The 26588-nt window shown below is 37.6% G+C and carries 29 protein-coding genes and 2 pseudogenes; 11 read left to right on the forward strand and 20 right to left on the reverse strand.

Features of this window, described 5'->3' with window-relative positions:
* Position 1: 1 nt before the first annotated feature.
* A complete protein-coding gene (gene pfkA / locus H9N25_RS02535) occupies positions 2–988 on the reverse strand; it encodes a 6-phosphofructokinase (protein ID WP_167293178.1) in 987 nt (328 codons plus the stop codon).
* A gap of 110 nt (positions 989–1098) precedes the next feature.
* On the opposite strand from pfkA, the gene H9N25_RS02540 reads away from it, so the two are divergent.
* A complete protein-coding gene (locus H9N25_RS02540) occupies positions 1099–1788 on the forward strand; it encodes an NUDIX hydrolase (protein ID WP_090982558.1) in 690 nt (229 codons plus the stop codon).
* 137 nt (positions 1789–1925) lie between these two features.
* Here H9N25_RS02540 and H9N25_RS02545 read toward each other — a convergent pair whose 3' ends face one another.
* Positions 1926–2786, reverse strand: a complete 861-nt coding sequence (locus H9N25_RS02545) for an N-acetylglucosamine kinase (RefSeq protein ID WP_167293179.1) — start codon at positions 2784–2786, stop codon at positions 1926–1928.
* Positions 2787–3006: 220 nt separating this feature from the next.
* On the opposite strand from H9N25_RS02545, the gene H9N25_RS02550 reads away from it, so the two are divergent.
* The 6 genes and pseudogenes from H9N25_RS02550 to H9N25_RS02570 all read left to right on the forward strand — a co-directional run bounded on the left by H9N25_RS02550 (position 3007) and on the right by H9N25_RS02570 (position 9808).
* A complete protein-coding gene (locus tag H9N25_RS02550) occupies positions 3007–4032 on the forward strand; it encodes a threonine aldolase family protein (RefSeq protein WP_190327851.1) in 1026 nt (341 codons plus the stop codon).
* A 141-nt stretch (positions 4033–4173) separates the two neighbouring features.
* Positions 4174–5027, forward strand: a pseudogene (locus H9N25_RS24870) (ATP-binding protein); the annotation flags it as partial.
* 156 nt (positions 5028–5183) lie between these two features.
* Complete coding sequence (locus H9N25_RS24875) at positions 5184–5606, forward strand: biotin carboxylase domain-containing protein (RefSeq protein WP_255524642.1); 423 nt, start codon at positions 5184–5186, stop codon at positions 5604–5606.
* 158 nt (positions 5607–5764) lie between these two features.
* On the forward strand, positions 5765–6349 hold the full coding sequence (locus tag H9N25_RS02560; protein ID WP_167293181.1) for a riboflavin synthase: 585 nt from the start codon (positions 5765–5767) through the stop codon (positions 6347–6349).
* A gap of 168 nt (positions 6350–6517) precedes the next feature.
* Positions 6518–9166 (forward strand): glycoside hydrolase family 78 protein, encoded by a 2649-nt coding sequence (locus H9N25_RS02565; RefSeq protein ID WP_190327852.1) that lies wholly within the window; start codon positions 6518–6520, stop codon positions 9164–9166.
* A gap of 180 nt (positions 9167–9346) precedes the next feature.
* A complete protein-coding gene (locus H9N25_RS02570) occupies positions 9347–9808 on the forward strand; it encodes a DUF4268 domain-containing protein (protein ID WP_190327853.1) in 462 nt (153 codons plus the stop codon).
* On the opposite strand, the gene H9N25_RS02575 is transcribed toward H9N25_RS02570, so the two are convergent.
* Positions 9805–10959, reverse strand: a complete 1155-nt coding sequence (locus H9N25_RS02575) for a tetratricopeptide repeat protein (protein ID WP_190327854.1) — start codon at positions 10957–10959, stop codon at positions 9805–9807. The two genes, H9N25_RS02570 and H9N25_RS02575, sit on opposite strands and share 4 nt — an antisense overlap.
* A 132-nt stretch (positions 10960–11091) precedes the next feature.
* Between H9N25_RS02575 and H9N25_RS02580 the strand changes: the two genes are divergently transcribed.
* The gene (locus H9N25_RS02580; protein WP_167293185.1) at positions 11092–11388 is read left to right on the forward strand and encodes a hypothetical protein; all 297 of its coding nucleotides are present in this window, start codon (positions 11092–11094) and stop codon (positions 11386–11388) included.
* A 12-nt stretch (positions 11389–11400) separates the two neighbouring features.
* Complete coding sequence (locus H9N25_RS02585; RefSeq protein ID WP_190327855.1) at positions 11401–11991, forward strand: porin family protein; 591 nt, start codon at positions 11401–11403, stop codon at positions 11989–11991.
* A 151-nt stretch (positions 11992–12142) separates the two neighbouring features.
* Here H9N25_RS02585 and H9N25_RS02590 read toward each other — a convergent pair whose 3' ends face one another.
* The 6 genes and pseudogenes from H9N25_RS02590 to H9N25_RS02615 form a co-directional block, all read right to left on the reverse strand.
* Positions 12143–13066 (reverse strand): YihY/virulence factor BrkB family protein, encoded by a 924-nt coding sequence (locus H9N25_RS02590; protein WP_167293187.1) that lies wholly within the window; start codon positions 13064–13066, stop codon positions 12143–12145.
* Positions 13067–13141: 75 nt separating this feature from the next.
* Positions 13142–13540 carry an META domain-containing protein gene (locus H9N25_RS02595; protein WP_167293188.1) on the reverse strand — a complete coding sequence of 133 codons (399 nt, stop codon included), beginning with the start codon at positions 13538–13540 and terminating at the stop codon, positions 13142–13144.
* A 76-nt stretch (positions 13541–13616) separates the two neighbouring features.
* Positions 13617–14140 (reverse strand): annotated as a pseudogene (locus H9N25_RS02600) (GNAT family N-acetyltransferase).
* The gene (locus H9N25_RS02605; RefSeq protein ID WP_190327856.1) at positions 14137–14484 is read right to left on the reverse strand and encodes a DHCW motif cupin fold protein; all 348 of its coding nucleotides are present in this window, start codon (positions 14482–14484) and stop codon (positions 14137–14139) included. Before H9N25_RS02605 ends, H9N25_RS02600 begins: the two are co-directional and overlap by 4 nt.
* A 54-nt stretch (positions 14485–14538) precedes the next feature.
* Positions 14539–15081, reverse strand: coding sequence for a DUF4199 domain-containing protein (locus H9N25_RS02610; protein ID WP_190327857.1), 543 nt, complete (start codon positions 15079–15081; stop codon positions 14539–14541).
* A gap of 117 nt (positions 15082–15198) precedes the next feature.
* Complete coding sequence (locus H9N25_RS02615; RefSeq protein WP_190327858.1) at positions 15199–15672, reverse strand: response regulator transcription factor; 474 nt, start codon at positions 15670–15672, stop codon at positions 15199–15201.
* Between the two features lie 258 nt (positions 15673–15930).
* On the opposite strand from H9N25_RS02615, the gene H9N25_RS02620 reads away from it, so the two are divergent.
* Complete coding sequence (locus H9N25_RS02620) at positions 15931–16719, forward strand: hypothetical protein (RefSeq protein WP_190327859.1); 789 nt, start codon at positions 15931–15933, stop codon at positions 16717–16719.
* Positions 16720–16836: 117 nt separating this feature from the next.
* On the opposite strand, the gene H9N25_RS02625 is transcribed toward H9N25_RS02620, so the two are convergent.
* The 6 genes from H9N25_RS02625 to H9N25_RS02650 all read right to left on the reverse strand — a co-directional run bounded on the left by H9N25_RS02625 (position 16837) and on the right by H9N25_RS02650 (position 19987).
* Positions 16837–17445, reverse strand: a complete 609-nt coding sequence (locus H9N25_RS02625) for an alpha-ketoglutarate-dependent dioxygenase AlkB family protein (protein ID WP_190327860.1) — start codon at positions 17443–17445, stop codon at positions 16837–16839.
* Entirely contained in the window at positions 17421–17669 is a 249-nt protein-coding gene (locus tag H9N25_RS02630) for an Ada metal-binding domain-containing protein (RefSeq protein ID WP_190327861.1), read from the reverse strand. The genes H9N25_RS02625 and H9N25_RS02630 overlap by 25 nt, the downstream gene beginning before the upstream one ends.
* A 6-nt stretch (positions 17670–17675) precedes the next feature.
* Positions 17676–18515 carry a methylated-DNA--[protein]-cysteine S-methyltransferase gene (locus H9N25_RS02635; protein WP_190327862.1) on the reverse strand — a complete coding sequence of 280 codons (840 nt, stop codon included), beginning with the start codon at positions 18513–18515 and terminating at the stop codon, positions 17676–17678.
* Between the two features lie 100 nt (positions 18516–18615).
* A complete protein-coding gene (locus tag H9N25_RS02640; protein ID WP_190327863.1) occupies positions 18616–19143 on the reverse strand; it encodes a MepB family protein in 528 nt (175 codons plus the stop codon).
* 43 nt (positions 19144–19186) lie between these two features.
* Positions 19187–19525 (reverse strand): n-acetylglutamate synthase, encoded by a 339-nt coding sequence (locus H9N25_RS02645; protein ID WP_190327864.1) that lies wholly within the window; start codon positions 19523–19525, stop codon positions 19187–19189.
* Positions 19526–19627: 102 nt separating this feature from the next.
* Positions 19628–19987 carry a hypothetical protein gene (locus tag H9N25_RS02650; protein WP_169501992.1) on the reverse strand — a complete coding sequence of 120 codons (360 nt, stop codon included), beginning with the start codon at positions 19985–19987 and terminating at the stop codon, positions 19628–19630.
* Positions 19988–20223: 236 nt separating this feature from the next.
* Between H9N25_RS02650 and H9N25_RS02655 the strand changes: the two genes are divergently transcribed.
* Entirely contained in the window at positions 20224–20571 is a 348-nt protein-coding gene (locus tag H9N25_RS02655) for a single-stranded DNA-binding protein (RefSeq protein ID WP_167293198.1), read from the forward strand.
* A 55-nt stretch (positions 20572–20626) separates the two neighbouring features.
* Here the strand turns inward: H9N25_RS02655 and H9N25_RS02660 are convergent, their stop codons facing one another.
* The 5 genes from H9N25_RS02660 to H9N25_RS02680 all read right to left on the reverse strand — a co-directional run bounded on the left by H9N25_RS02660 (position 20627) and on the right by H9N25_RS02680 (position 26565).
* Positions 20627–22678, reverse strand: coding sequence for a TonB-dependent receptor (locus tag H9N25_RS02660; protein WP_190327865.1), 2052 nt, complete (start codon positions 22676–22678; stop codon positions 20627–20629).
* 633 nt (positions 22679–23311) lie between these two features.
* Positions 23312–23938, reverse strand: coding sequence for a hypothetical protein (locus H9N25_RS02665; protein ID WP_190327866.1), 627 nt, complete (start codon positions 23936–23938; stop codon positions 23312–23314).
* Positions 23939–24379: 441 nt separating this feature from the next.
* Positions 24380–24874, reverse strand: coding sequence for a DinB family protein (locus H9N25_RS02670; RefSeq protein ID WP_190327867.1), 495 nt, complete (start codon positions 24872–24874; stop codon positions 24380–24382).
* A gap of 281 nt (positions 24875–25155) precedes the next feature.
* Positions 25156–25758 (reverse strand): hypothetical protein, encoded by a 603-nt coding sequence (locus H9N25_RS02675; RefSeq protein ID WP_190327868.1) that lies wholly within the window; start codon positions 25756–25758, stop codon positions 25156–25158.
* Positions 25759–25992: 234 nt separating this feature from the next.
* A complete protein-coding gene (locus tag H9N25_RS02680; RefSeq protein WP_190327869.1) occupies positions 25993–26565 on the reverse strand; it encodes a hypothetical protein in 573 nt (190 codons plus the stop codon).
* Positions 26566–26588 lie beyond the last annotated feature (23 nt).

The raw sequence follows: 26588 nt of genomic DNA on the forward strand, positions 1-26588 counted from the left end.
ATTATATTGAAAGTACCTCTGTCATTTCCATTAAATCGGGCTCGAGTTTAAAAGAATGAGCAGTTAAAGCCTCTCTTATGCTGGTTAATTTTATTTCGTTTCCTTTTAAACCTACCATTTGCTCCGTTTCGCCTGCAATTAACGCATTTACTGCGGCAAAACCTAAACGACTGCCCAAAATTCTGTCGAAACTGCTTGGACTACCGCCACGTTGAAGGTGGCCAAGTATGGTTACTTTGGTATCGTAATGATCAAAAGTTTCTTTTACTTTTTTAGCAATATCGTAAGCACCGCCCTGTTTATGGCCTTCGGCCACGATAACAATACTCGATGATTTTTTTGTTGCTGCGCCTAAGGCCAGTTTGTTAATTAATTCGTTAACGCTGGTTTCCCTTTCAGGTAATAAAACAGCTTCAGCACCGCTGGCTATCGAACTTCTTAGGGCAATACAACCAGAATCGCGCCCCATTACCTCTATGAAGAATAAACGGTCGTGTGCATCGGCAGTATCCCTGATTTTATCAATCGCTTCGATTACAGTATTAATAGCTGTATCGTAACCTAAAGTAAAGTCAGATCCAACTAAATCGTTATCAATAGTACCCGGTATACCAATTACCTTAACACCAAAAGTTTCTGAGAAACGTTTCGCCCCGGTAAATGTCCCGTCACCTCCAATTACGACCAGTCCGTCAATATCATTTTTCTTTAAGTTATTGTAGGCAATCTGTTGACCTTCGTCTGTTTTAAACTCTAAACAGCGCGCAGTTTTTAATATGGTACCGCCCAAGTGTAAAATGTTACTTACAGAACGGGCGTCCATTGGTTTTATGTTGTCGGTAATTAAACCTTGGTAGCCTTGCATTACCCCAAACATATTAATGCCATGGTAAATTCCGGTACGAACAACAGCTCTGATTGCAGCATTCATTCCAGGGGCATCGCCTCCAGAAGTAAGTACAGCTATATTTTTTATATTTGGCTTCATCTTTATAACACGAATATAGTGTGTATTTTTTACACTAAGTAATTTATTTTATTTTTTTACTTAATATTGAAAGTCATACCTTTATCTGCTTAAAATAACTAAATTTTACTTTGGAACAAATTTTACCTCATTTAGATTCTGTATTCTCGATAGATTGCGTTTTGTTTGGATTTGATGGTAAGGAATTAAAAATCCTGCTCATTGAAAGGAATGAAGAACCATTTAAAGATTGGTGGGCATTGCCCGGTAATATTGTTGGCCCTGATGAAAGTTTAGATCAATCGGCCTCCCGCATTTTGTACGAACTTACTGGCTTGCGTGGCATTTATATGGAGCAGTATTATGCCTTTGGCGATCCGAACAGGCACCCGCAAGGTAGGGTAATTACTTTGGCTTATTACGCTTTGATCCGTTTAGGGGGAGATAAGGAACTGCGTCCGATTAGTACTTATGCCAAAAGGGCAAATTGGCTGCCGATTACTGACCTGCCTAAACTGGCATTCGATCACCAGAAAATTTACGATAAAGGACTAGAAAAAATAAAACGCCGGATTAAACACCAGCCAATTGCTTTCGAACTTTTGCCGGAGAAATTTACCTTAACGCAATTGCAGCATGTTTATGAACTGGTTCTGGGTAAAAAACTCGATAAACGGAACTTTAGGAAAAAGATTGTGAGTTTTGGTGTACTGAAAGAGCTAGATGAAAAACAAAAAGGAGTTTCCTATCGTGCGGCTACTTTGTACCGCTTCGATAAGCGTAAATACGCGAAACTTTTTGGTAAGGAGATCTCTTTTTAGATATGAGACAAGAGTAGGAAACATAAGTTTAATATAAATGCAAAAATCCCCGATTTGAATTTCAAATCGGGGATTTTTATATGGTTGTAATCCGACTCAGGACTCCAGACTCAGGACTCCAGACTTAGGACTGAAGACTAGGCTTTAGGCGCTAACTCCAAGTGGTAATGTACCAGATCATCTATAGGTGAGCGGATAATTTTACCTACGCCCATTTCGTAACGGTCGGCTACAATACTTAAAATATCACGGAAACTATAACCTACTGAACCCACACAGTTTAATTTGTGGTCTTTGTAGTTAGGATAGTGGATGACCAAAGCTTCGAAAAATGCAGTAAAAGCATAATCAATGGTAGCAAAAGCATAATCCTCATAGTTATCTTTAAAATCGTATAAGAATTTACTAAAGCTTGCGCAGAAACGGTTTGGCAGTGGCTTATTATAAATGTTATCGAAAATATCTTCGTTGGTTAAAGCGTAGTTATCGTAAAAAGCTTCACGTAATCCTTTCGGCATGTAACCTTTCATGTAATCGCTTAAAATACGTTTACCGATGTACGAGCCGCTACCTTCATCACCCAAGAAATAACCCAACGAATCGATGTTCATGGTAATTTCAGATCCATCATAAAGGCATGAATTTGTACCTGTACCTAAAATAGCAGCAAATCCTGGCTCGTTTCCAAGGAGTGCTCTAGATGAAGCAAGTAAATCGTGGCCTACAAAAATGGTTGCATTGGTAAAGATCAGTTGCATGGCATCGGCCACAATCTTAACATTTGCAGGTGTAGAACAGCCGGCACCGTAGTAATAAACTGCTGTTAATTTCTCTCTTTCCAAGTGGTCTGGAAGAGTCTCATTCAAAGACTTTACAATGTACTCTCCCTTCGAAAAATATGGATTGTAACCTTCGGTGTTAAAGTAAATTTTTCTGCCGGCCTCGTTAATCAAACACCAATTTGTTTTGGTAGATCCGCCGTCTGCAATTACTATCATTTTATTTATTTTTGGTTTTAGCACGATAAAAGTATAAAAAGTCTTATATTTTGTATCCTTTTTTTTAATAATTTTTTAACAATTTGTTGTTGTCGAAAATTAAGTGTGTAAAAAATACACTATATAGGGCGTTTAATCGCCGAAAAACCTTAAAATTATACCAGAAAGGGCATTGGTCTTTTTTTTTAACATCAATAATATTTTATAACAAAATAGCGAAATGAACAGCAGATTTTTAGATTTCAGGAGTGATACAGTAACCAAGCCAACTGCTGGAATGTTGGATGCCATGATGAATGCAAAAGTGGGTGATGACGTTTTTGGTGAAGACGAAACGGTGCATGCATTGGAGACAAAATTGGCTTCGACTTTTAACATGGAGGCTGGATTATTTTGTCCATCTGGAACGATGACCAACCAGATTGCGATTAAGTGTTTTACCCAGCCGATGGATGAGGTGATCTGCGATCAGACTGCTCATGTGTACCGTTACGAAATCGGTGGCATTGCCTTTCACTCGGGCGCATCGGTAAGGTTGTTGTATGGCGAACGCGGAATTTTAACGCCAGAGCTGATTGAACCCGAAATCAATGAAGATAATATTCACTACCCCAACTCCAGTTTGGTTGTTTTAGAAAATACAGTAAATAAAGGTGGCGGAAGCTGTTATACTTTGTCGCAGATTGCCCCGATCCATCACCTCTGCAATATAAAAGGATTGAAACTGCATTTAGACGGTGCGCGTATTTTTAATGCGCTTGTGGCCACAGGCGATCAGGCAGGTGAGTACGGCAAATACTTTGACGGCATTTCGGTTTGCCTGTCTAAAGGACTTGGTGCGCCAGTTGGCTCTGTGCTATTGGGCAACAAACAAATGATCCATAAAGCCCGAAAAATTAGAAAAGCTTTTGGTGGAGGCATGCGCCAGGCAGGATTTCTGGCTGCTGCTGGTATTTATGCACTCGATCATCACGTAACACGCTTAAAAGACGATCATGCCCATGCGCAGGCTTTGGCAAATGCATTGGCCAGCGCAAAATACGTAAAATCGGTAATGCCGGTTGAAACCAATATTGTTATTTTCGAAGTTGAAAAGGGATCAGCAGAGAAGGTTGTGCACCAATTGAAAGAAAAAGGACTCCATTGCAATACCACCAGTGCAAGTACGATCCGTTTGGTAACACATCTGGATCTTAGTGCTGAAATGATCGATCAGGCAATCGAAATAATATTACATTTGTCTTAGGCTGAGCCCTAAGTCGTGAGCCTTTAGTTCTGAGTCAATATGTCTAATGAAATTCTAACCAAAATGCCCAATAACTCCAAACCCATAATCCCAATCTCCAAACTTTTAATCGCTAACCGTGGCGAAATCGCTTTACGTATTATGCGCTCGGCAAAGGAAATGGGCATTAAAACGGTTGCTGTTTTTTCTGAAGCCGACCGTAATGCTTTGCATGTTCGTTATGCTGATGAGGCGGTTTGTATTGGCCCAGCGCCTTCTAACCAGAGTTATCTGGTTGGTGAGAAAATTATCGATGCCTGTAAATTAACAGGTGCTCAGGCGATCCATCCCGGTTATGGTTTTTTATCTGAGAATGCTGGTTTTGCGCAGAAAGTTGCTGATGCAGGATTGATTTTGGTTGGCCCTTCACCAGAAGCGATGGAAACGATGGGTAATAAACTATCGGCAAAGGCAGCGGCTTTAAAATACAATATCCCGATGGTGCCGGGAACGGAAGAAGCCATTCAGGATGTAGGCGAGGCAAAACAGCGTGCCATCGAAGTTGGTTTCCCCATATTAATCAAAGCTGCTGCAGGTGGCGGGGTAAGGGGATGCGTATTGTAGAGCGGGCCGAAGATTTTGAAGAACAGATGCAGCTTGCCGTAAGTGAGGCTACCTCAGCCTTTGGCGATGGGGCTGTTTTTATCGAACGTTATGTTACCTCGCCAAGGCACATCGAAATACAGGTTTTGGGCGATAGTTATGGCAATATTGTGCATCTTTTTGAACGTGAATGCTCTGTACAACGCCGTCACCAGAAGGTGGTAGAAGAGGCACCATCAGCTGTTTTAACTGAAGAAATCAGGCAGCAAATGGGGAAATGTGCCGTAGATGTAGCCCGTTCGGTAAATTATACCGGAGCCGGTACAGTAGAGTTTATTTTAGATGAGCAGCTCAATTTCTTTTTTCTCGAAATGAATACACGCTTACAGGTAGAGCATCCGGTAACCGAGCTGATTACAGGCATAGATCTGGTAAAAGAACAGCTAAAAATAGCCTCAGGCGAAAGACTTAGTTTTAACCAGGAGGATTTAAAAATCAATGGACATGCGATAGAACTTCGCGTTTATGCTGAAGATCCGGCCAATAATTTCCTGCCTGATATTGGCACTTTGCAGACTTACAGCACACCCAAAGGCAATGGGGTAAGGGTTGATGATGGCTTTGAGCAAGGTATGGAAATCCCGATTTATTATGATCCGATGATCGCGAAACTGATCACTTATGGTAAAGATAGGGAAGAAGCTATTGAGCGAATGGTGAGGGCTATTGAAGAATATGATATTACGGGGATAGAAACTACTTTGGGTTTTGGTAAATTTGTCATGCAGCATGAGGCTTTTAAAACAGGTAAATTCGATACGCATTTTGTAGGTAAATACTTTAAGCCCGAAAGTTTAAAGGTACAGGATGAAACGGAAGCCTTAATTGCCGCGGTAATTGCTGCAAAACTGTTTGATAAGAAGGAGGTGAAGTTGGGTGGTGCGGCAGTTAAGAATAGTTCCGATTGGAGAAAAAATAGATTAAAATATTAGAGAATAGATTTAGTGCGATCGTCATTCCCTCCAAAGGAGTTCCTTTGGAACAACTTGATTAGGAATCGTAATGCCTCGGTAATATTTGCATGGGGAATTAAGATTGCCGCCTGCGCGGGAATGACGATTTGTTGCAAAACTAAAATGATAAACACAAAATGTTCACAGGAATTATAGAAACACTTGGCGAAGTTACTGCCATTAAAAACGACCATACCAATATCCACTTTACCATCTCTTCTGCAATTAGCCATGAGCTGAAAATCGACCAGAGTGTAGCCCATAATGGCGTATGCTTGACTGTGGTGGCACTGAATGATGGAACACATACCGTTACAGCTATAGATGAAACGCTAAATAAAACCAATCTTGGTGGTTTAAAAGTAGGCAGTAAAGTTAACCTCGAGCGCTGCATGCAAATGAATGCCCGTTTAGATGGACACATTGTACAGGGCCATGTAGACCAGACCGCTGTTTGTGTGAAACGTGAAGCTCTGGATGGTAGCTGGGAGTACCGCTTTAAATATGATGCTTCTGCTGGAAATGTAACCGTAGAAAAAGGTTCTGCCTGTGTAAATGGCATTAGTCTAACTGTAGTAAATTCTGAGCCCGATGAGTTTTCGGTGTTTATCATCCCTTATACTTTCGAACATACCAATTTACAGGAAGTTGAAGTTGGCGATACGGTAAATTTAGAATTCGATATTATTGGCAAATATGTTGCCCGATTAATGAACCGATAAACTCTATTTTTGCTGCCCGTCTGTTGTTTTTCGTGTTTAATAAGTGGTGTTTTATTAAATTATTGCCGTTGTGCTAACGCTTAATTTTTCATAACAGTACAGGATGGTTGGTTAAATAATATTTCTGATTATCGTGTAGTTAAGATTAAAAAATTAACGCTAACCAATATGAACAGAAATTTCCGTACCTCAGGCACAATAACTAGCCTTGCCTTATTGCTTTTATTTACAACGAATGTTTTAGCACAGAAAATCTCAGTAAAAGATTTAACCGTTGAGCATCTAGTAAATCCTTTTAGTGTTGATAATCCTAAGCCTAGGTTTAGCTGGAAAATGATTTCGGATATAAAAAATACCAAACAGCGTAACTACGAAATCAGACTGGGTACAACAGCAAATATTGATAAAGTTTTATGGAAAAGGGCGATAAACAATGATCAATCGGTATTGATTGCGTACGATGGTCCAGGGCTATCCTCAAAAACTAGATATTACTGGCAGGTTAGGGTAAAAGACAACCATGGAAATGCATCTGTATGGTCGCCGGTTCAGTTTTTTCAAACAGGTTTAAAACCTGAGGATTGGACTGCAAAGTGGATTGCGGTAAATGGAAAAGATACTTCTTTAGCCAGCCCTTTGTTCAGAAAAGAATTTAACCTGAAGAAAGAAATAAAATCTGCAATGGTTTACATTACGGCCAAAGGTTTGTATGAGGCGAATATTAATGGCGGGCGTGTTGGTAATGCTTATTTTGCACCAGGGTGGACAAGTTATAAAGATCATATTCAGTATCAGGTTTACGATGTTAAGCAGTCACTAAAGAAAGGGGCCAATGTAATTGGCGTTTCACTGGGCGATGGCTGGTACAAGGGACGTATCGGATTTAGTAATCAAAAACAATTTTATGGCGATACCAGGGCTTTATTGCTGCAATTGGAAGTGGAATATACCGATGGAACTAAAGAAACCATTATAAGCGATAACAGCTGGAAAACAGGTTACGGGCCAATACTTGCTTCTAACATTTATGATGGAGAAACCTACGATGCCAGGTTAGAACTAGCTGGCTGGAACAATATTGGCTTTAAAGAAAACACTAGCTGGAAATCTGCACAGGAACTGGCCAGGGGACAGGAAAAACTGGTTGGAATGAGCGGACCGCAGGTAACCAAACACGAAACATTTAAAGCCTTAAAAATATTTAAAACCCCGAAAGGTGAAACCGTTGTCGATTTTGGGCAGAATTTAGTGGGGTGGGTAATGTTAAAAGCCAAGGGGCCAGCGGGTACCAAAATTAGCATCAGCCATGCTGAGGTATTAACCAAGGAAGGGAATTTTTATACCACTAATCTCCGCTCGGCCAAACAACAGAACAATTATATTTTAAAAGGTGAAACTGAACAGGTTTTCGAACCACATTTTTCTTTTCAGGGATTTAGGTATGTAAAAATAGATGGTTACCCTGGTGAACTGAAGTTGGAAAACCTTACCGCAGTAGCTGTTTATTCGGACATGAAAACCAGCGGAAAATTCACGACTTCAAATCCTTTGCTAAATCAACTGCAGCATAACATTTCATGGGGACAGAAAGGAAATTTTGTTGATGTGCCAACAGATTGTCCGCAAAGAGACGAGCGTTTGGGCTGGACGGGCGATGCTCAGGCATTTGCTACAACAGCTGCATATAACATGGATGTATCAGGCTTTTTTACCAAATGGCTGAAAGATGTTTCTGCAGATCAGCTTCCTAACGGTAGTGTTCCTTTTGTGATACCAAATGTACTGAGCCAAAATGATGCGGGTTCTGCTGGCTGGGCTGATGTGGCCACCATTATTCCCTGGGATATGTATGTATCGTACGGAGATAAAGGCATATTAGAAACGCAGTACAGTAGCATGAAAAAGTGGGTCGATTATATTTCATCAGTAGCAAAAAATAACCTTTGGAATACGGGGTTCCACTTTGGCGATTGGTTGTTTTACAGACCTAATGATGATAACGATGGTCGTGCCGCAGTGACGGATAAGTATATGATTGCCCAAACATTTTATGCACATTCAACCCAGTTGCTGGTAAATGCCGCAAAGGTATTGGGCAAAACGGACGATGTAACCAAATATACCGCACTATTGGAGCAGATTAAAGCCGCTTACATCAAAGAAAATATGACGCCAAACGGTAAATTGATTTCTAACACCCAAACAGCATATGTATTGGCCTTACAGTTTGATATGCTGCCTGAAAACTTACGTGCGCAGGCTGCACAAAGATTGGTAGACAATGTAAAAGATTACGGAAACCACCTGACGACAGGCTTTTTGGGTACACCATACCTTTGTCATGTATTGAGCCGTTTTGGGCACGAAGATGTAGCTTATGATCTATTGTTGCAAGAAAGTTATCCTTCATGGTTGTATCCTGTTAAAATGGGGGCAACTACCATTTGGGAGCGCTGGGATGGCATTAAACAGGATGGCTCTTTTCAAACGGCTGATATGAATTCTTTTAACCACTATGCTTATGGCGCCATTGGCGATTGGATGTATAAAAATATTGCCGGCATTAATCCCCTGCCAGTGCAACCAGGTTACAAAACCATTTTAATTGCACCCAGACCAGGAGGGAAATTAACCAATGCTTCGGCAGAACTGGAAACGGTGTATGGCACGGTTAAATCATCATGGACGATTATGGATGGTGTTTTTAAACTTGATGTAACCGTTCCGGCCAATGCTACAGCAACCGTAATTTTGCCAAAAACTGATAAAAAGGAGGAAATAGGATCAGGTAGCTATCATTTTGAATACAAATATTAATCGCTTAATATTGCAGCATTGTAAAAAAGGACCCTATTAATAGTATTTCTTCTGCGAAAAATCGTCATTCTCAACTTGGTTGGGAATCTTAAGGCAATTAGTTTTAGGATTCCCGCCTGCGCAAGAATGACGATTTGGTTGAATTATGGTACGGTTTTTACACAATGCTAAAAAAAATAAATGTACAGTAAAGAAGAAGCAGCCCGCTTGCGCCAACAGTTTTGGATCAGTTTTGGGCAATACATGAAACCTGTCCCTTCAGCAAGCGGTTCAACCGTAAACTGGACGAACTACAAAACTGGCGTGAAGAACATCTTCTTTAAAATGGATGTTGATGCTAAAAATGCCTTTATTAGCATTCAACTGTCGCATCCCGATCCCGATATCAGGCACCTCATTTTCGAACAGTTCGAAGAATTTAAGCTTTTATTTGCCAATACGGTAAATGAAGAATGGGACTGGATAAAAGATACAACTGATGATTTCGGTAAAACGGTATCACAGATTTCAAGCAGCATTACTGGCGTGAGCATTTTTAACCAACAGCACTGGCCAACCTTAATCTCCTTTTTTAAACCCAGAATAATTGCCCTGGATGAATTTTGGGACAATGTAAAACCTGTTTTTGAAGATCTGGTTTAATCGGCCAGGTTTAGCTGTGCAATCCTATCCTTTGAAAATTTAATTTCCTCTTTATCATCCGTTAAGCTCGGTTTGCTTTTTAAATAAAGGTTATAATATTTGAGTGCATTTTTCTCCTGCTTTAAACGGGTATCATAAAATATGGCCAAGCGGTAATATAAAGTTGCTGTTGCTTTAAATTGTAAACCTTTTTTATAGGCTGCGCTTGCCAATGCCAGTTGATTATTTTCTTCATAAACCAGTCCCAATAAAGAATAATAACTGGACGTATTGGGCGAAATGGCCTCATCGATGGTTTTCCTGGTGTAAATAGCCGCCTGTGGATAATTTTTTAAAGCTCGGTAACTGAGCGAGGTGTAATATAAGGTAGTTTCATTCCCCATCGCTACTACCTCCAGTTGTTTAAAAAGATCGATTGCTTTCTGATATTTTTTGGTATAATAATAAGCTTTTGCAACATCTTTTACCACCCCTGCATCGGCAGCATCTTTTAACAGTTTCTCTCCTGATGCAATCACTTCGCTGTACCTTTTAAGCTGATTGGCTATCGGAAGTTTCGCTCTTTGCAGCACGAGGTTATCACTATCTCCCTTAATGGCAATGTCGAGTACATGATAAGCTTTTTCGTATTGCTGATAAGCCGCATGCACCTCAGCGAGATCAGCAGCAACATCTCCCTCCAACGGATTGATCTGATTAGCCTTTAAGAGGTAGATGAGTTTAAGGGAATCATTCTTTGGAGAACTGTACAAATTGGCCAGCAGTTTGTACACATTAAAGTTATTGCTATCTATTTTTGCAATTTCGCTGTAGTACAATTTGGCTTTTTCGGTATTACCTCTTTTGGTGTTAATACTGCCCAGGCTGAAAAGAATTGGCAGGCTCTGCGGCTGCAGTGTATAGGCCTTGCCATAAAATTTTTCTGCTTCTACATTATTGCCTGCCATTAAAAAACAATAGCCAATTTGGCTGAGGGTTTTAAAATCATTCACTTCTTCTCCGTAAATGCCTTTAAGGTATTGAGCAGCATCGGCATAACGTTGGGTCTGATAGAAATCGAAAAGTTTCTCCTTATCAACAGCAGTTGCATTTTGTGCATATCCTGTTAAACTTAAACCAAATAAAATCAATAGTGTAAGAAGCCTTTTCATAACATATAATTTTAAACTAATTTATTAGTTGTTTTTGGTAATTCCAAATCTGTTCGTTAAAAGATTAACGAAATAAAACAAAACCAGCGCTAAGGGGTTTATAAGGAATAGTTTAACTAAAAATAAGAACCTATGAACACTTTAAAGAAGTTTGAATTAATGGAAAAGATCGTGCGTGAATTGGAAGATTTACAAAACTCTCAGCAGGCACTTATTCAAAAAATTGGTAAAATCGAAGTTGATAATATCGAATTGGGCGATAACCGCCTGGAAAAAGATTTACCGGATGTTCATCAAAATTTAGCTGATAACTTAGATACTATTTCGGGAATTTTAGATTACTTTGCAGGTAAAACACAAAACTTTGGTGATAAAAACAATGTTGATGCTTTAAAAGAACAAGAAGCCATTAACAATGCCACCAGCTAAATTTAATCGCGTATGAAATTTTTATCTTTAACTGTTACCTTTTTGCTTGTTGGCCTATTTGCCAGCGCACAGGTACTGCCATCTTTCCAGCTGGGCATTAAAGCTGGTGCAAATTTTTCGAAATTTGATAGTGAAAACACTTTTAACAGTAACAACCGAGCTGGTTTTTACGGTGGCCTTTGGGCTAGGGTAGGTGCCGCAGGCGTTTACTTCCAACCTGAACTTTATGTATCAGGAAAAAAAGCAGATTTGGTAAGTGAGTCAACGGGAGAAGTAAATAAAGTGCGCTTTACAAGTTTAGATGTGCCATTATTGGTAGGTACTAAGTTTGGCGCCGCTGGTATTGGACTCCGTTTAAACACCGGACCAATGTTTTCGTTAATATTAGATGAAAATCAAAGTTTTAGTCAGGCTGCAGGTAGCGTTTTCAGGGCCGATTTTAAAAATCAGGCTTTGGCATGGCAATTTGGAGCAGGTTTAGACCTTAAAAAACTAAGCTTCGATGCACGTTACGAACTTGGTTTATCAAAAATCAATAAATCAGGTTATCCTGGCACTAAGTTAAACTTATTTACAGTTGGCTTAGGTTATAGGATTTTATAGTAGCCCCTTGCGAATCGTCACCCTGAATTTATTTCAGGGTCTTTTCTTTTTTAGCTTGATAGATACTGAAACAAGTTCAGCATGACGTATTAGTTAAGTGCCTCCAATTAATAAAAAAGGGAGATAAAATTAATTTTATCTCCCTTTTTTATTAATCCTCTTTTTCCAGGTCAACTTCTGTTAACTCGTAGGCGAACGATCCGTTTTTTGGTATAATCGGTGTAGCTCTGCCAACACTCAGTGCTTTAATAAAAGATGCGCCGAAGTAAAATATCAACGAAGAGTAGAATACAAAAAGCATAATTACAATAATCGATCCTGCTGATCCATAGATGTTGCTGATGTTGCTCAGTGGTAATAAAATTCTTAAAATATACTTTCCTGCAGTAAAAAGGCACCCGGTTAAAAGGCCTCCAGAAATTGCTGCCCGCCAGGTAGGGCGCCCATTTGTTAAGTACCTGAAGAGTATGGTGAACCATGTAGTTACAATTACAACAAATACCAATTGATTAATCACTGAAGTTAAAATTAAGCCGAAAGATGGTGATCCTGATTTCAGATAGGCACCAATATAGGCCTGCACGCTATCGGCCAGCAAGCCTATAAAAAATAATATGCCAGCAAACAAGATAATCGTAACGGATATAGCTCTTGATTTAAGGGTATTAACAATCCCTTTTTTATCTTTTTGGCCTATATTCCAGATCTGCTCTAAAGAGTTTTTGATTACATTGAATAGTGTAGTGGCCACAAAAAGGAAAAATATAAAACTGAACAAAGTAACATACCAGGCCTGATTAATGCCCCGGATGTTTCTTAATGTAGTTCTGATCTGTATAATACTATCATTGTCGAGAATATTAGCCAAACGTTCGAATAGGTGTGTAGCCAATAACCTTCTATCGGTAAACATGCCGAAAAGCCTGATGAGTATAATTAATATTGGAGGTAAGGCAAAATTGGTGAAAAAAGCAGTAGCACCGGCCAGGCGTAAGGGATCATTCTGCTGAAATAAAATAAATGCTTTTCTTATGGTTGAGAAAAAAAACTTCAGATCTTCTGTTATGGATGGCATCACTCCTGCGTTAAACTCAAAGGGCCGAAAATAGTAAAAATACTTTATTCAGCCTTTTTTATGCATGTAAAGATTCTAGTTTGTTTTGGTGAAAACCAGCAAGGTTTTATCGCCATTTAACAGATATAGCTTATTATCGGTTATTTTAGCGCTATTAACCTGGTTAAGAGCATGTAAGTATGCACGTTCTGCTGCATCAGTTTCCTGACAGAACATTTTAGTGCCAAAAACATTTTTAACAGTAATTTTATTATCAGCAATTTCTCCCTTGCCACCATAGTTATTACAGAACGATTTTCCGCTAATTTTCAAACTATCAGCAAAATTTAGGGTTGCTTTTGCCGAACTTGGTAGCGTTAAACCAGGCAATTCGCTCAACTCCCATTTGGTATTGTTAAAGCTTGCAGGATCTAATTTTTCTTTACAAGAACTCAATAATAAGATCAGCATTCCGCAGAAGATAAGGTGTTTCATAAGGTAAGGTTTAAATGATTTCCTTTTTAGCATCAAAAACTAAACCATAAAAAGATAAAATTGCCTTTTGGTTAAGCTAAATTGATTTTTTAATCTTCATCCAATGGTGTTTTATGCCATTGTAATCAAAAATAGAGGTCCGTTTTAAACCTACTTTTTCCAAAACATGTATAGATCCCAGGTTATTGATATCTGCAATACCCATAATTTCATTCAACTTCAGTTCATTAAAGCCATAGTCTCTCGCCGCCACTGCCGTTTCTGTAGCATAACCTTTCCCCAGAAACGTTTGCTGAACCGATAACCCAGGTCGTAATAATTAACGTGGTTGTTGGTAACTTCTTTAATCAATTTTAAGCCCGACCAACCTACAAAATTACCTGTTGCTTTTTCGATAACGGCCCATCTCCCAATACCATTTTCTATATATTGTTTTCTGATAAACTCGATTTCTGCAATACTTTGCTCGATTGATTTTACAGGCTTATTGCCAAGATAAAGATGCACCTCGGGGTCACTATCCATTTCAAACATACCCTCAGCATCGGTTGGTATTAGTTCACGTAAAATTAAGCGTTCGGTTTTGGCAAAAATCATCATAAGCTTGATTTTAAAAAATGGCCATCAATGATTAAAAGTTTTACACTTTCTTCAGATACTGACCGGTGCGAACTTAAATCGTCAGAAACCACATAAGTCATCCCTGTGCTCAGCGCGAATGTTGTTCCATCTTCCATTTCACTTGTAAAGCTACCTTCCAAACAATGTACAATGTGGCCTTTTTTGCACCAATGATCGGCAAGATAACCCGCAGAGTAGGTTACAGTCCTGATTCTTAAGCCATCCAGGTTTAAGGTTTGCCAGGTTGCTGTGCCTGTTTCACCAGGGTATTCTACTTTTTCTATCTGGCTCCAATCTATATTGGTAAAGGGGATGGTATACATAGTTATTTTTTAATGGCTTAAAATTAATAAGACGAGATCAGATTAGCAGGTATCTTAAATGGTTTTTACATTTAATGGAGTGCCCTCTTTTCTTTTCAGAATAAGTGCTGCTACCAATGAGATCAATATGCCTACAGGTAGTATTTCCATATAGGTAAATAGAACTACCATGATCGGATTTTTGTACATTTCCTGACTAGAGGCCAGTTCTTTTGTTTTTGTTGCCAGCTCAGCTGCCGATGCGCCACCTGCTTTGGCTTCCCTTAATACCTGGGCAACATATTTATCCATAAAATCAGGCATAAATACATAATAATCAACCAACCAGACAATAACATATATGGTAGAGGCCACCAAGCTGATCAATGCGCCGATTTTAAAAGCTTTGCCGAAAGTGATTAATCCATCGTTATACTTATCGCGGTAGTTTTTTATGCCGACAAAAATAAAGGAAAATGCCAATACCATTGAGGCATAGCCGATAAGCATGCTGTGCTCAAGGTTCGGGTCGCTATAACATCTTGCCATAGAGAGCACCATCAAAGTTGATACAATTAAGCCGGCGATTAATCCAAATACGATTACGTTCTTTTTCATCTGTTTATAATTTTAAGAGGTTTACACCACAAAATTGCTTCGATTATTTTTTCTAACCCTCATACTTTAGGGTGATTTTTCAGATTGGTAGCTTTTTAATACTAATGTGTTAGTCCACTAAGGGATAATATTGAGCCTTTTTGCCGTTTCTATGGCCTGCGTTCTCCGTTTGACTTCCAGTTTTTCGAAAAGCCTGGCGTTGTGTGTTTTTATGGTGTTTAAAGAAACAAATAATTTTAATGCAATTTCCTGGTTGCTTAAACCTGCAGACATGAGCTGCAAAACCTCCAGCTCTCTTTTGCTGATGTTGAGTTTGGCCAGTTCTTTTTCGTTGAGGATAAATGTTTCAGGCTTGCCGGTAAAAACTTCTTTTTCGATCAGTATGGTTTTGGGCCTGGTTAATTTAAGCACGAGCCAAATGCCTAAAGCTGTAAAAATAATGGCTATCGAACCAGCATAAATTTCGAAGGCATGGTTGATGATAATGAAACGAAGTTCAAGCCACTTCAGCAAAAACAGTAGTGCAGCCAGGAAAACTCCATATAAGATTACGCTTTTATTTTTAGCGAGAAAACTCGGTGTGTTAGCCATTGGTTATCTGTTAATCAAAAATAAGGAATTTAGTCGGAAGTAGTCAAATTCTGCCACCCAAACACAGAAAGTAAGGCATTTGAGTCTGATAGAGAGGCAAATGCCAGGGGCTTTGGTCTTTATGATTAACAGATAGTGGAATGCCAGTATAAACACGATCTGTTGTGCTTTTTAAACAGATGCGGTAATTTTCTGGTGACTTTGATAAAATAAGCGCAATAAAGATTATAAATTAGCAAAAAATAAATAGCTATACCTATGAAAATTACGCTTTATGCACTCTTACTTTCCGTTGTTTTATTTGGCTGCGGTAAATCAGAAAAAGCCTGCAAGGCAAAACCATTTACGGCCAGTGAAGATTTTAATGTTTTCCCGAAATCAAAGAAAAATATACTTACTATCGTAAAAACAGATTCTGGTGCAGTGGCAGCAGCCGATCGCTTTGCCATTCAGTATAAGGATACCACTATTATTATTGATGATGCACCAAATGCTGCTGCACAGAAATTTATTGTTGCATCATTCATCAATACCCAAAAAACTGCCGTGTTGGTTCAGGTGTCGAACGAAACGGGTAAAATGGCTCCATTTTATATCATTTCTGTTAATGATGGAAAAACTGAAGTGGTGAGCTTAAACAAACCATCAAAAGGTGCTGAAGATAAAAAATATACAAACGGGTTGGAAGAATTAACACGTAGCAATATTTTGGTTAATAATGATTTCTTCATCACGACTATAAATTCAAGGGTTTATCCGGTGAAGAGACAAAACCCTGATGAACGTATCCAGGGGAAATTTTTTATGTACTCTAGTGATAAAACCACACTAGCCTTTTTAACCGCCAATTCTTTGTACCAGGTAAATACGGCAACTGGCGAAACTTTTAACCTGCCATTGCCAGCATCACTTATTAACCAGCCTGAAACATTAGTAGGTAATATCCAAAGAGATTATACCTGGGTAGCAAATGCTAATGGCACTTCTTTCTTAAAGAAAAATGCTGATGATGACCGTATTGTAGATATTAAAGAGTTTAAACATTAAGATTTTTGCGAGGAGGAACGACGAAGCAATCTTTTATACTAGTGATCCTTGTCATAAAGATTGCTTCGTTGGCTGAAAAAGCCTTCTCGCAATGACGATATCTAATCCCCATTTAAACTAAACCACCATTGTCCTAAAGGTGAGATTTATTCTTGGCTTACTTACTTTTTTGGTTGGTGGAAGGCGATGTAACCAATTGGTTTGTGTTTCATCTTTCATTACCAATAAACTTCCATTTTCTAAAAATAAGGTTACGGTTTCTTTAGTTTTTTTGTGTTTAAAAAGAAATCTTCGCTCTGCGCCAAAACTTAATGATGCAATGGCAGAATCTTTAGCTAAGGCCTTCTCGTCGTCGCTATGGTAAGCCATTCCCTCATCACCGTTATGGTACAGGTTAAGTAAGCAGGAATTAAAGGTGGTACCCGTTTGCTCCTCTGATATTTTTTTTAACTCCAGTAATTCCTTTGTCCATGGTAAAGCCATTTTTGATTTATTGGAGTAGGTATAAGAATAGGCTTCATCTCCATACCAGGCTACTTTTCTTTTGGTGATAATGTGTTTGCCCATAATAAAAGCTTCGTCGTTCTTCCATTCAATAGTATTCATCAGTGCATCGAAGTAATGATCGGCTTCTGGTATAGAAAATAATTTGCCATAATAATTTACTGTTCCACCATATGGAAGCAGATTTTGGTTACTATCTATTGTTGTGTTGAATAAATCCATTGTTGATATGCCTTTCTTAAACAATGCCCACACGGACGGTAGCCATGTTGAAGTGCTTCTTCTACAGAACGAAAAAATATGCGGTTTCCTTTCTTCATCCGCTTTCCCGATCTGCATTTAAGTAGTCCGTAAATCTTCAATCTGGCATTTCCACCGAAGCAGATGTCTTTGTTTTTGAAATGTTTTTTTAATTCTTCCATTGAAATATCTGCATGTTTGATCATACAGGTTTAAATATTGGTTTTTGCTGCTTCCCAACCAATCATGGCTGTTTTTCGGTTCACTCCCCAGTGGTAACCGCCCAAAGCACCGCTTGATTGTATTACCCTGTGGCAAGGAATGAGAAAAGCCACCGGATTATCGCCAATCGCCGTGCCCACCGCTCTTGATGCATTAGGGTTGTGCAATTGTTTGGCAATGTTGCCATAAGTGGCCAATTTACCCATAGGGATTTTTAACAAGGCTTCCCAAACTTTTAACTGAAAGTCTGTCCCCTTTAAATGCAGTTTAATCTGGTGTAATTTGCTCCAATCGTGACTGAAAATATATAAAGCATTTTGTTGTTCTTTATCCAATATCTGTTGATACTGAGCTGCAGGGAATTGCCGTTGCAGATTTGCCAAAGCAATATTTTCGTCGTCGTAAAAAGCGATATGACAGATTCCTTTTGGGGTGCTGGCTACCATAATATTTCCGAACGGACTTTCTGCAAAACTATAATTGATATAAAGATTTTCGCCACCGTTTTTGTATTCGCCAGGTGTCATGCCTTCAATGTTTATAAAAAGATCGTGCAGTCTGCTGGTTCCCGATAAGCCAGTTTCTAATGCAGTATCGAATAAACTCTGGTTTTCTTTCAGCATTTCTTTGGCATAACCAATGCTAATATATTGCAGAAAACGTTTAGGAGTTGTACCTGCCCATTCGCTAAATAATCTTTGGAAATGAAAGGGACTTAAATTTACTTTCTCTGCAATTTCTTCTAAACCTGGCTGTGTTTTAAAATTCGCCTTGATGTAGCTAATGGCTTCGGCTATGCGATTGAAATTGATCTCTTCTTGTACTTTCATGGTCTTGAATAATTTATATTCAAAAGTAGTTTGGAAAGAAACGACAAACTACCCGAAACTTGCTAAGTTTAACAGGATTTTAAAATCCTGTTTATTTAATTCAGTTGTCAATTAATTTCCTTGCTTGTGCAAGATCGGTATTTCCATTGATGTCTATATGAAGAAAATAAGGTGCTTGCCACTGTTGGGTTTTCTCTGCCTGTTTATTTGTTACTGTATCCCAGAGCGGATAAACCCTAATACCTCTTTTGCCTTCTATTCCTTTTGCTGTAATAATTTTATGTTGTGCCAATATGGCTTTTGGAAAAATGAACTGACCAGATCTGTGGGCACTATTAACAGATATAATTAACAGATCAAATTCATCCTGATCAGTAAACGGAGTAGTAATTCCTGCTTCATTCCGTTTCCATATGGTTACAAATTGCCCCGTCTTGGTTGGGGTGATTTTAGAAAGGCGGTGTTTGATTTTTACGCTATTTAGCTCAAAAGTACAGGCCGCATATTCCTGACTTTCATTTTCAATTTGTAGGTTATTTATTTGATAATTAAGCGGGCCGTAAACTAAATTGGATGCGGTTAGTAATATTGATGATATTCGATTTATAAGAGTTTCTTCTAGAGGCATATTGGGCTTGCAAATTGAGATGGAAATCTATTTGTAATTAAGCTTATTGCTCTTCAATGATCGACTGTCCTTTCGATTTATCTCCTGATGTCCACTGCCAGGTTTCATGAAGTCTAATTTTGCCATTGGCTAATTGCTCTGGTTTTGAATTGCAGATTCCGGTCATGAGCTCGCCTTGTTTGTTTATCTGGTGATAGCGCATTTCGATGTTCCCGTTTTCATCAACTAAGCCAATTAAATGGCCAGACATAATTTTTCCACCCTCATATTCTGCGGTTAGGATATTTCCTGTTTGTTTATATCTAAAAATGGTTTCATTTGATGTTTCACCATTTTCTGTATTATTTACGGGTTTAAAAAGCTTGTTGTTATAGTTTATCATATTTGATAAAACTAATCATCTCCTCTTGAATTAAAAAATCACCCGATTAGCTTCCGCAAATTTTAGATGTTTAATCGAGCAAACCAAAGCATTGTAACTAAGCTAACCCAAACTTTCTTCTCTTTTTACCAGCAGGTAACGCTCTTCATTTAAAAGTAAGTAACCATACTCATAGCAGAAAATGTATGTGTTTCCATTCTGGGTTTCGTAACTATAGGTGTGGTATTCAAAATTAAAGCCTGCCGAAACCAGCTTTTTACTGGTAATCTTTGTTTTACCATTTGGATTAAGCGCAGCAAGGATAGCGCGATTCTTTTTGAGTATGTTATTTACCTTTTTAATCACGAGATTATCATCAATCTTCAAACGATTGTTGTAATTGCTGCGACAAGAATCATCGCAGTATTTTTTATCGGCCCTTCCTTTGATCGGGGTTCCGCAATCTAAACATAAACGTTCCATAATAATTTCTTTTTTTATTATGGGATGATGCCCGAATTTATAAAATAAAATGGTGGAATAAAAAATAAAACATCATATTAAAGCTTTAAGGGCATGCTATCCGTGTATAAACGTTTATAAACGGCTATAAATGTTTACAATCCGACTAATTTTTGATGCCGTTTACAATTTTGTCCTGTCGGTTATCGAGGTGATAATTGTTCGTTAAACATTTAGAAACTTAAAATTTAAAGATCATGGAAAGTGCAGTTAACAAAGTAGTATTGAGCGGATTTGCAGGAGCAGATGCAGAAATTAAAAATTTTGGAAGTCAAAAATTAGCAAAGGTTAACCTGGCTATAAACGAAAACTATAGAAATTCATCAGGTGAGGAAGTAAAAAGAGTCCAGTGGTTTAATTTAAGTTTCTGGAATGCAAAAGCCGAGCTTGCCGAGGCTCAGGTTAAAAAGGGTACAAGCTTAACCGTTGAAGGTAGGTTACAGACCAATAGTTACGACGGCGCAGACGGGAAAAAGCGCTATGCAATCGAAATAGTTGTTAGCAATATAATTATCAAGGAAAGAGAAAAGAAAGAGGCCTTTTAGCTTATAGGGTAATCGCATCATATAGATGGTCAATTTATATGATGCGATTTAAAGATTATAGTTTAATGGAGAGGCCTGTGTAAAAATTAATTCCTGGTGCCGGGTTAAAATACCTTCCATTTGCGACGTTTAAGTCGTTGCCTAAACTATATTTCACGTTAAGTAGGTTGTTTGCCCCTACAAATAGATCTAAATGGGTTTTATTGATTCTTAAATTTCTGATGCCTAATTTACTTTCAACCAAGTGATACCTTTTCGCAAAAACGGTATTGATATCGTTTAAAGGGATTGAAGAAGTATAATTGTGTTGTATAAATAGATAAAATGTTTTCGGAAAGTTAAATTCTAAACTATTGACTAAAATACTTTCCGGAACTCCAGTAAGTTTGTTACCGCTGAAAGTACTAGTGCCGTTCGCGAAATTTTCAAATCTAAAATGGCTAAAAGTATAATTACTTCTCCATTGTAAACCTGTTAAAAAAGACTCATTATTTTTGATCATCCAAAAGGCAGCTTCCAGTTCAATTCCCAGCTGTTTGGTTCCCCCGGCATTGATAAAATACTCGGCGTCGTTTTGATTTAACCTTCTAACAATAGCATCCTTCAAATGGTAACTGAATAGGTTTCCATTGGCGTAAAAACGATTGTTTTTGGTTTTATAACGCATGCCTAATTCGTAATTCCAGCCAAGTTCAGCCTGTAGGCCATTATTGATATTGTTATCCGACGATCTTACTTCTGCAATGGTTGGGGGCGAATAACCTTTACTAACTGAAGCCCTGGCCGAAAAATCAGAAGTGATGAGATAAGATACTGCTGCCTTTGGCATAAACTGGCCATCGAATTTTCTTTGTTTTGAGGCCATAACCACTGGGAAAAAACTCTCATAATTGTATCTGTAGAAATTTAAACTCGAAGCAAGTTCGATCAGAAATTTACTGTTGATGTCGAAGTTTAATCTGAAGTAAGCAAAATCCTGACCAGCTTTTAGGCGGTCTGAAGCCTGCATTGTGGTCGCTTCACCACCATTATTATTAAAATTTTTAATCTGACTTTTGGTGGCAGAATGCTCTAATCCAATTTGAGCATTAAATTTAAAATCTTCTTTTGCCTGGGCGTATTCTAAGAATGTTCTTAATCCAAGTGTACTTTCGTAGCGCTTTTCGTAATTGGTAATAAAGGGGTTCTTGAAATCGGTATAAGAGGTGAATAAAGCAATTACGTGTTTCAACCGCAGGCTGATCTGATAGGAATTCGATATCCCCCCGAAAATGGTTTTATTGTAAATGGCGGCTTGTTGTGAAATGGCACCAGGTAATGTTGATGTTGCCGGACGGGCCAGTTTAGGGTTTTGATCTGATTGGGCAGCCGTTAACCCTCCTGGCGTTTCGTACTTTAAATCGCTATAAAAGGCAAAAGCCTTTAAACTGCCAGCACTGCTATAATTCCATTGCTGCAAAGTTTGAAAATATTTTCTATCCATTGCACTGTTTTGTCGGTACTCATCACTTCTCTGATATCCTTCGCTAAAACTAAAGCTGTACTTTTTATATTGCTGTTTAATCGATGCCGTTTGATGGAAGAGACCATAGGAACCGCCAGTAGCGGAAACATTAATTTCATTGCGGTTTATAGCGGGAGCGTTGATTAAAAGAGCACCTCCCGTATTTGCGCCAAAAATACTGGCTTCAGGACCCTTATAAATTTCCATCGTACCTACCGCAGAAACATCTAAAGCATTTAGGTAGGTATTTCCACCAGCATCCGTTAAGGGGAAATCGTCGAGGTAAATTTTAATATTCCGAATGCCAAAGGGAGACCGGAGCAAACTGCCACGGAGTGATAGGCGATAACTACCAGGCGAACGTTCTTCCATGCGTACACCAGGAACAGTATTTAGCATGCTCACTAATGAGCTGTTGGGCTGGTTTTTTATTAAACTACTATCTACCAGGTTAACAGCCGATACTGATCTTAGCAAGGTTTGATGGTTATAATAACCTTTTACAGTAACTTCTTCGAGTCTCTTAGTCGAATCGGGTTTTATTGTTTGTGCTAAACCAGTAAAAGAAAGTAATGTTAAGAGTAGAGTAAGGTTCGGTTTCAATAGGATGATAATTGATGGTTTAACCACTGATTGGCAGATAAATTTAGCGCATATTCTGGTAAAGCGCGGTTATTTTACAAACTATTATTGTATCGTCTCTTACTTTTTACGTTATGAAAGTGGTTGATAGGCAAAAGTAACAGCGGATATGCGTATGGCTGCAAAAAGTTTTTATTTTCTAGCCAGCTCGGTTGATAAAGAAAATTAGTTTTAAAAGATAAAATTAAAAGCGGAGAGAAATTTTTAGTGCGGCATAATTGCCATAGGATTAAAATAATAAAAGGAAAGTACCCTAGAGCACCTTCCTTGAGAGCGCATGTTATTTTCCCTGGCTCAATGCTATGATGATAACAGGGAAGTATTTTTATATAATTCCTTTAAAATTGAATTCTTGATTGATCTACAAAAATCCGGTCATCAAAAGATGGCGTGCTTCTGAGATTGTAAGAGTGGAGTAAAGGAATTTGATCATAATTTTTCCAGTATTAATTTGAAAACGATTAGTTAAAAACTAAGTTACGGCATTACACCTAATTTTTTAGTTAAATTTTGTTAAATCGTTTCGCAGCTCAAATCCGGGTTGTTTCGAACCTGTATTTAACATTGCTAAAAGAAACTGTTAAGTACACACAGTTAGTTAACTTTAATATTTTCAAAAGTAATCACTATGCCGTCCCCATAACTTCTGGGATAAAACATTACAAATTCAATTGGTTTGATGACTTTTCTTTTTGCTGCTTTGAGTAATCTTTTATTCTTTATAGCTCGCAGGTAGGGTTGTCCAATGTTTGTGTATTCATCAAAGTCTTCATTCTTTTTATTTTTCTCCCACAGATTGCGTAACTCCAATATATTGTCATAATAACCAAATTTCAAGCTCGCCCCATAATTATATTGTTTCTTCTTAATAATACCTGTTTCGATACTAATACTATCCCACTCAAGAACGAATTTAGCAGAGTCTGGAAGCTTTGAAAACAGAAATCTATTCTTGTCGATCTTTTCTGGATAAGATTTGTTCATGCCATCAAGTATGTAAAATTTTATCTCATTTGGTATTTGAACTTCTTTTTGATTATTTTCAAGCGTAACTGAAAAATAAGGAGGTTGACTATTGAAAACTTTTTCAAGACTGTCTATTAATTTTCTATTATAATTAATTTCGTTTATGAAACCAGTTATAGACAGGGAATCTACTTGTTGTGCATAGCTACTGAGGTAAGAAAAAAAAATAATAAGAATGAATAGATTTTTTTTCATTTCTTAAGTTTAGGATTATATTTTTATGATGTCAATTCTCTTTTCAATACATAAGCTGTATGATTACAAAAAATCAGGTATGTGGTTCGCTAGGTGTGTGCCTAGTATGGCACTTAATGTTCCGAGGATTTGCGTTCCGGTAGGAAATTGAAGCATAGTGCCTATATTACTAGAGTTCAATTGAAAAACTATTGTTTAATTTTGCACTTCAGCCTGGCTTTGCCAAACCTGTATTGGTTCGCTGTTTTCTCATTTTTCGTATAATTATATAATCTATACATAATTATACTCGTCAGTAAAAATAAAATATTTTTAAACGGTATTTTACTCATTGGCTACATGAGTAACAGCCAGTACAGCTCCAAAAGGGTCTTCCAGCATAGCATACATGTAATTGCCGTTATTGTCAAAGGTTTCTTTGATTACCTTGTATGTTCTATTTTATTGGCTGATTACATTCCAAAAATTATAATCCATCATAGGTGCTTTTGTAACACCTATATTATGCCCAATGCTTACAATTTGTCCACGATGGTAGGTTGTATGAATTATTAAATGTTGCAAGTATTCGTACTTTGGAAAATTTGATGAAAACCATTCCGATTCTATTAAATAGGTCTCACTCATAGCTTCGTTGTTCTCCTTTACATATGTTGCCAAAATTTTAGCTTCACTTACTAAATTTGCCATTTCAGTTTTAAGATTCACTTCATTAGCAATGTAATCAAAAGTAGGTGTTGTCGTTTCACGAATCATTGATGACCAATACAATTGGGTGTCGCTAATATGTTTAAGTGTTTTTGCTATGCTATTAAAACTGGATGGACATTCTTTTTGCAATAATTCTTCGGGGTAATTTTGTAGCCAGGCTACTAACTGTTCTGTTACCCAAACATTATAATCAACGCTGTTTGTAATTGTTGTTTTTAAACTCATTATATTTATTTTTAATAGGATTTCTTCCTGTCAACTTCGGTTAGGATAAATTTATTAAAAAACTGGAAAGATTTATGCGAATCTCAGCCTTGTTCACGAAGTTTTCAAAGAGGTGATGGATTGAACCGTAACCGTCCTGCCAAACAACTGAAAGCGGTTTAGTGAATTTTAAATCGCTGCCTCTACCCAAACCAATTTCAATAAGTCCTTTCCCGTTTGTCAATTCAAAGTTCATTGCTACTGCTTTTTTATTCGTGGATTGTCCGTCACGCTTGCTGCTGTTAGCAGAGGTTGTTTTTTATCGCAAACTCCCTACCTATGCAATTTTCCGCAAAATAATTCTCTATTTTAATCGCTGAATTTATATCAATATTAAAATTGTCAAATCTCGTTGTTTTTGCTGTATTATCAACAAGGATTATTTTGTTTGTCATTATTTCCAATGATTTTATGTCTTTAACATTTATTTTGCCTTTAAATCCAGTAATTGATAAAAAATTTTCTTGAAGTTCAATTTTGCCCTTAGGTAAATCAAGTAGTCCATTAATAAAAAGTAACAACCCTACAATTAGCAAAATAAGCTCTAAATTAAATATCTCTGGCTTCCATAACCAAAGTATGATAGCTAACGAAAAAAGAATAAATCCTAAAATTATTGATGTCATTTTCGAATAATCATCATTAATCGTAGGAATTAGAATATATTGAGCTTTACCTTTTCTGTACTGAATTTTCGAATAAATATTCCACGTCCAATATGCTGTCCAGAGACCTAAAAATATATAAGAAAGAATTGGATAGTCAATAATAGAAAAACTCAGGTACAATAGTCCAAAAGTGATTACGTCAATAATAGTTCTTAAGTCATCTTTAAGCTCTCTCATAACAATATCTGTTAACTAATGAATAGCCGAAACAATTACAATTCGGTCTACTTTCGTTTATTTTTTTAATTGTTTTATTAACAATGGTTTATTAAGATATCCAAAGCTCGGCTTCCAGTAATTTCTATTTCGCAAAACATTAAATATTGGCAAATGCTAAATCAGTTTTTAAGTAGGTACTTTATTTAAAAATATATTTTTTGATCGGTATTGGAAAATTTTACTTATCGTAGCTTATTTAACCAGATTTTCCTGTAATTTTTTCTCGATGTCTTTAGCATTTAATATCAGCGCAGAGAACTGAGGATCTGATTTTATCAGTAAGAATTTTCCGTTAGGAAGGATAATTGCGGAGGTTCCACAAGAAGTAACTTCTTTAAATAGTAATTTTCTAAGAAAGCCCGAATCGGTTTCTATTTCTAAACCTTTTGATTTAATTGGACTGAAACTTTTTCCCTCCTCACGATATTGGTAAATGGCAACTTTCGGCCTGGCCTCGGCTTTTTCGAGAATGTTTTTTTGAAAGGCCCATCTTACATTGTTCAAGAATTCTGCGTTCTGATAGCTCAGGTCTTTCCAACAGTCGTCTTTATTGAAATCATATTTGATGATAATGGTGTCTTTTATAGCAAGCCTTTCGTTCTGCTTTAAAAAAAGATGCAGGGAATCTACTTGCGACTCGGTTAATGTCCCCGCCTGATAACGTTTGTTTTCATCCACATATAATTTGGGAGAACAGGCATATATAAAGATGGAAAGAAAGAGAAAGAAAGATAATTGAAGTTTGGCTTTAGGGTTACTTTTCATTTGTGTGAGCGTTAATGTCGAAT

Source organism: Pedobacter riviphilus (assembly GCF_014692875.1).
Taxonomy (GTDB): Bacteria; Bacteroidota; Bacteroidia; order Sphingobacteriales; family Sphingobacteriaceae; genus Pedobacter; species Pedobacter riviphilus.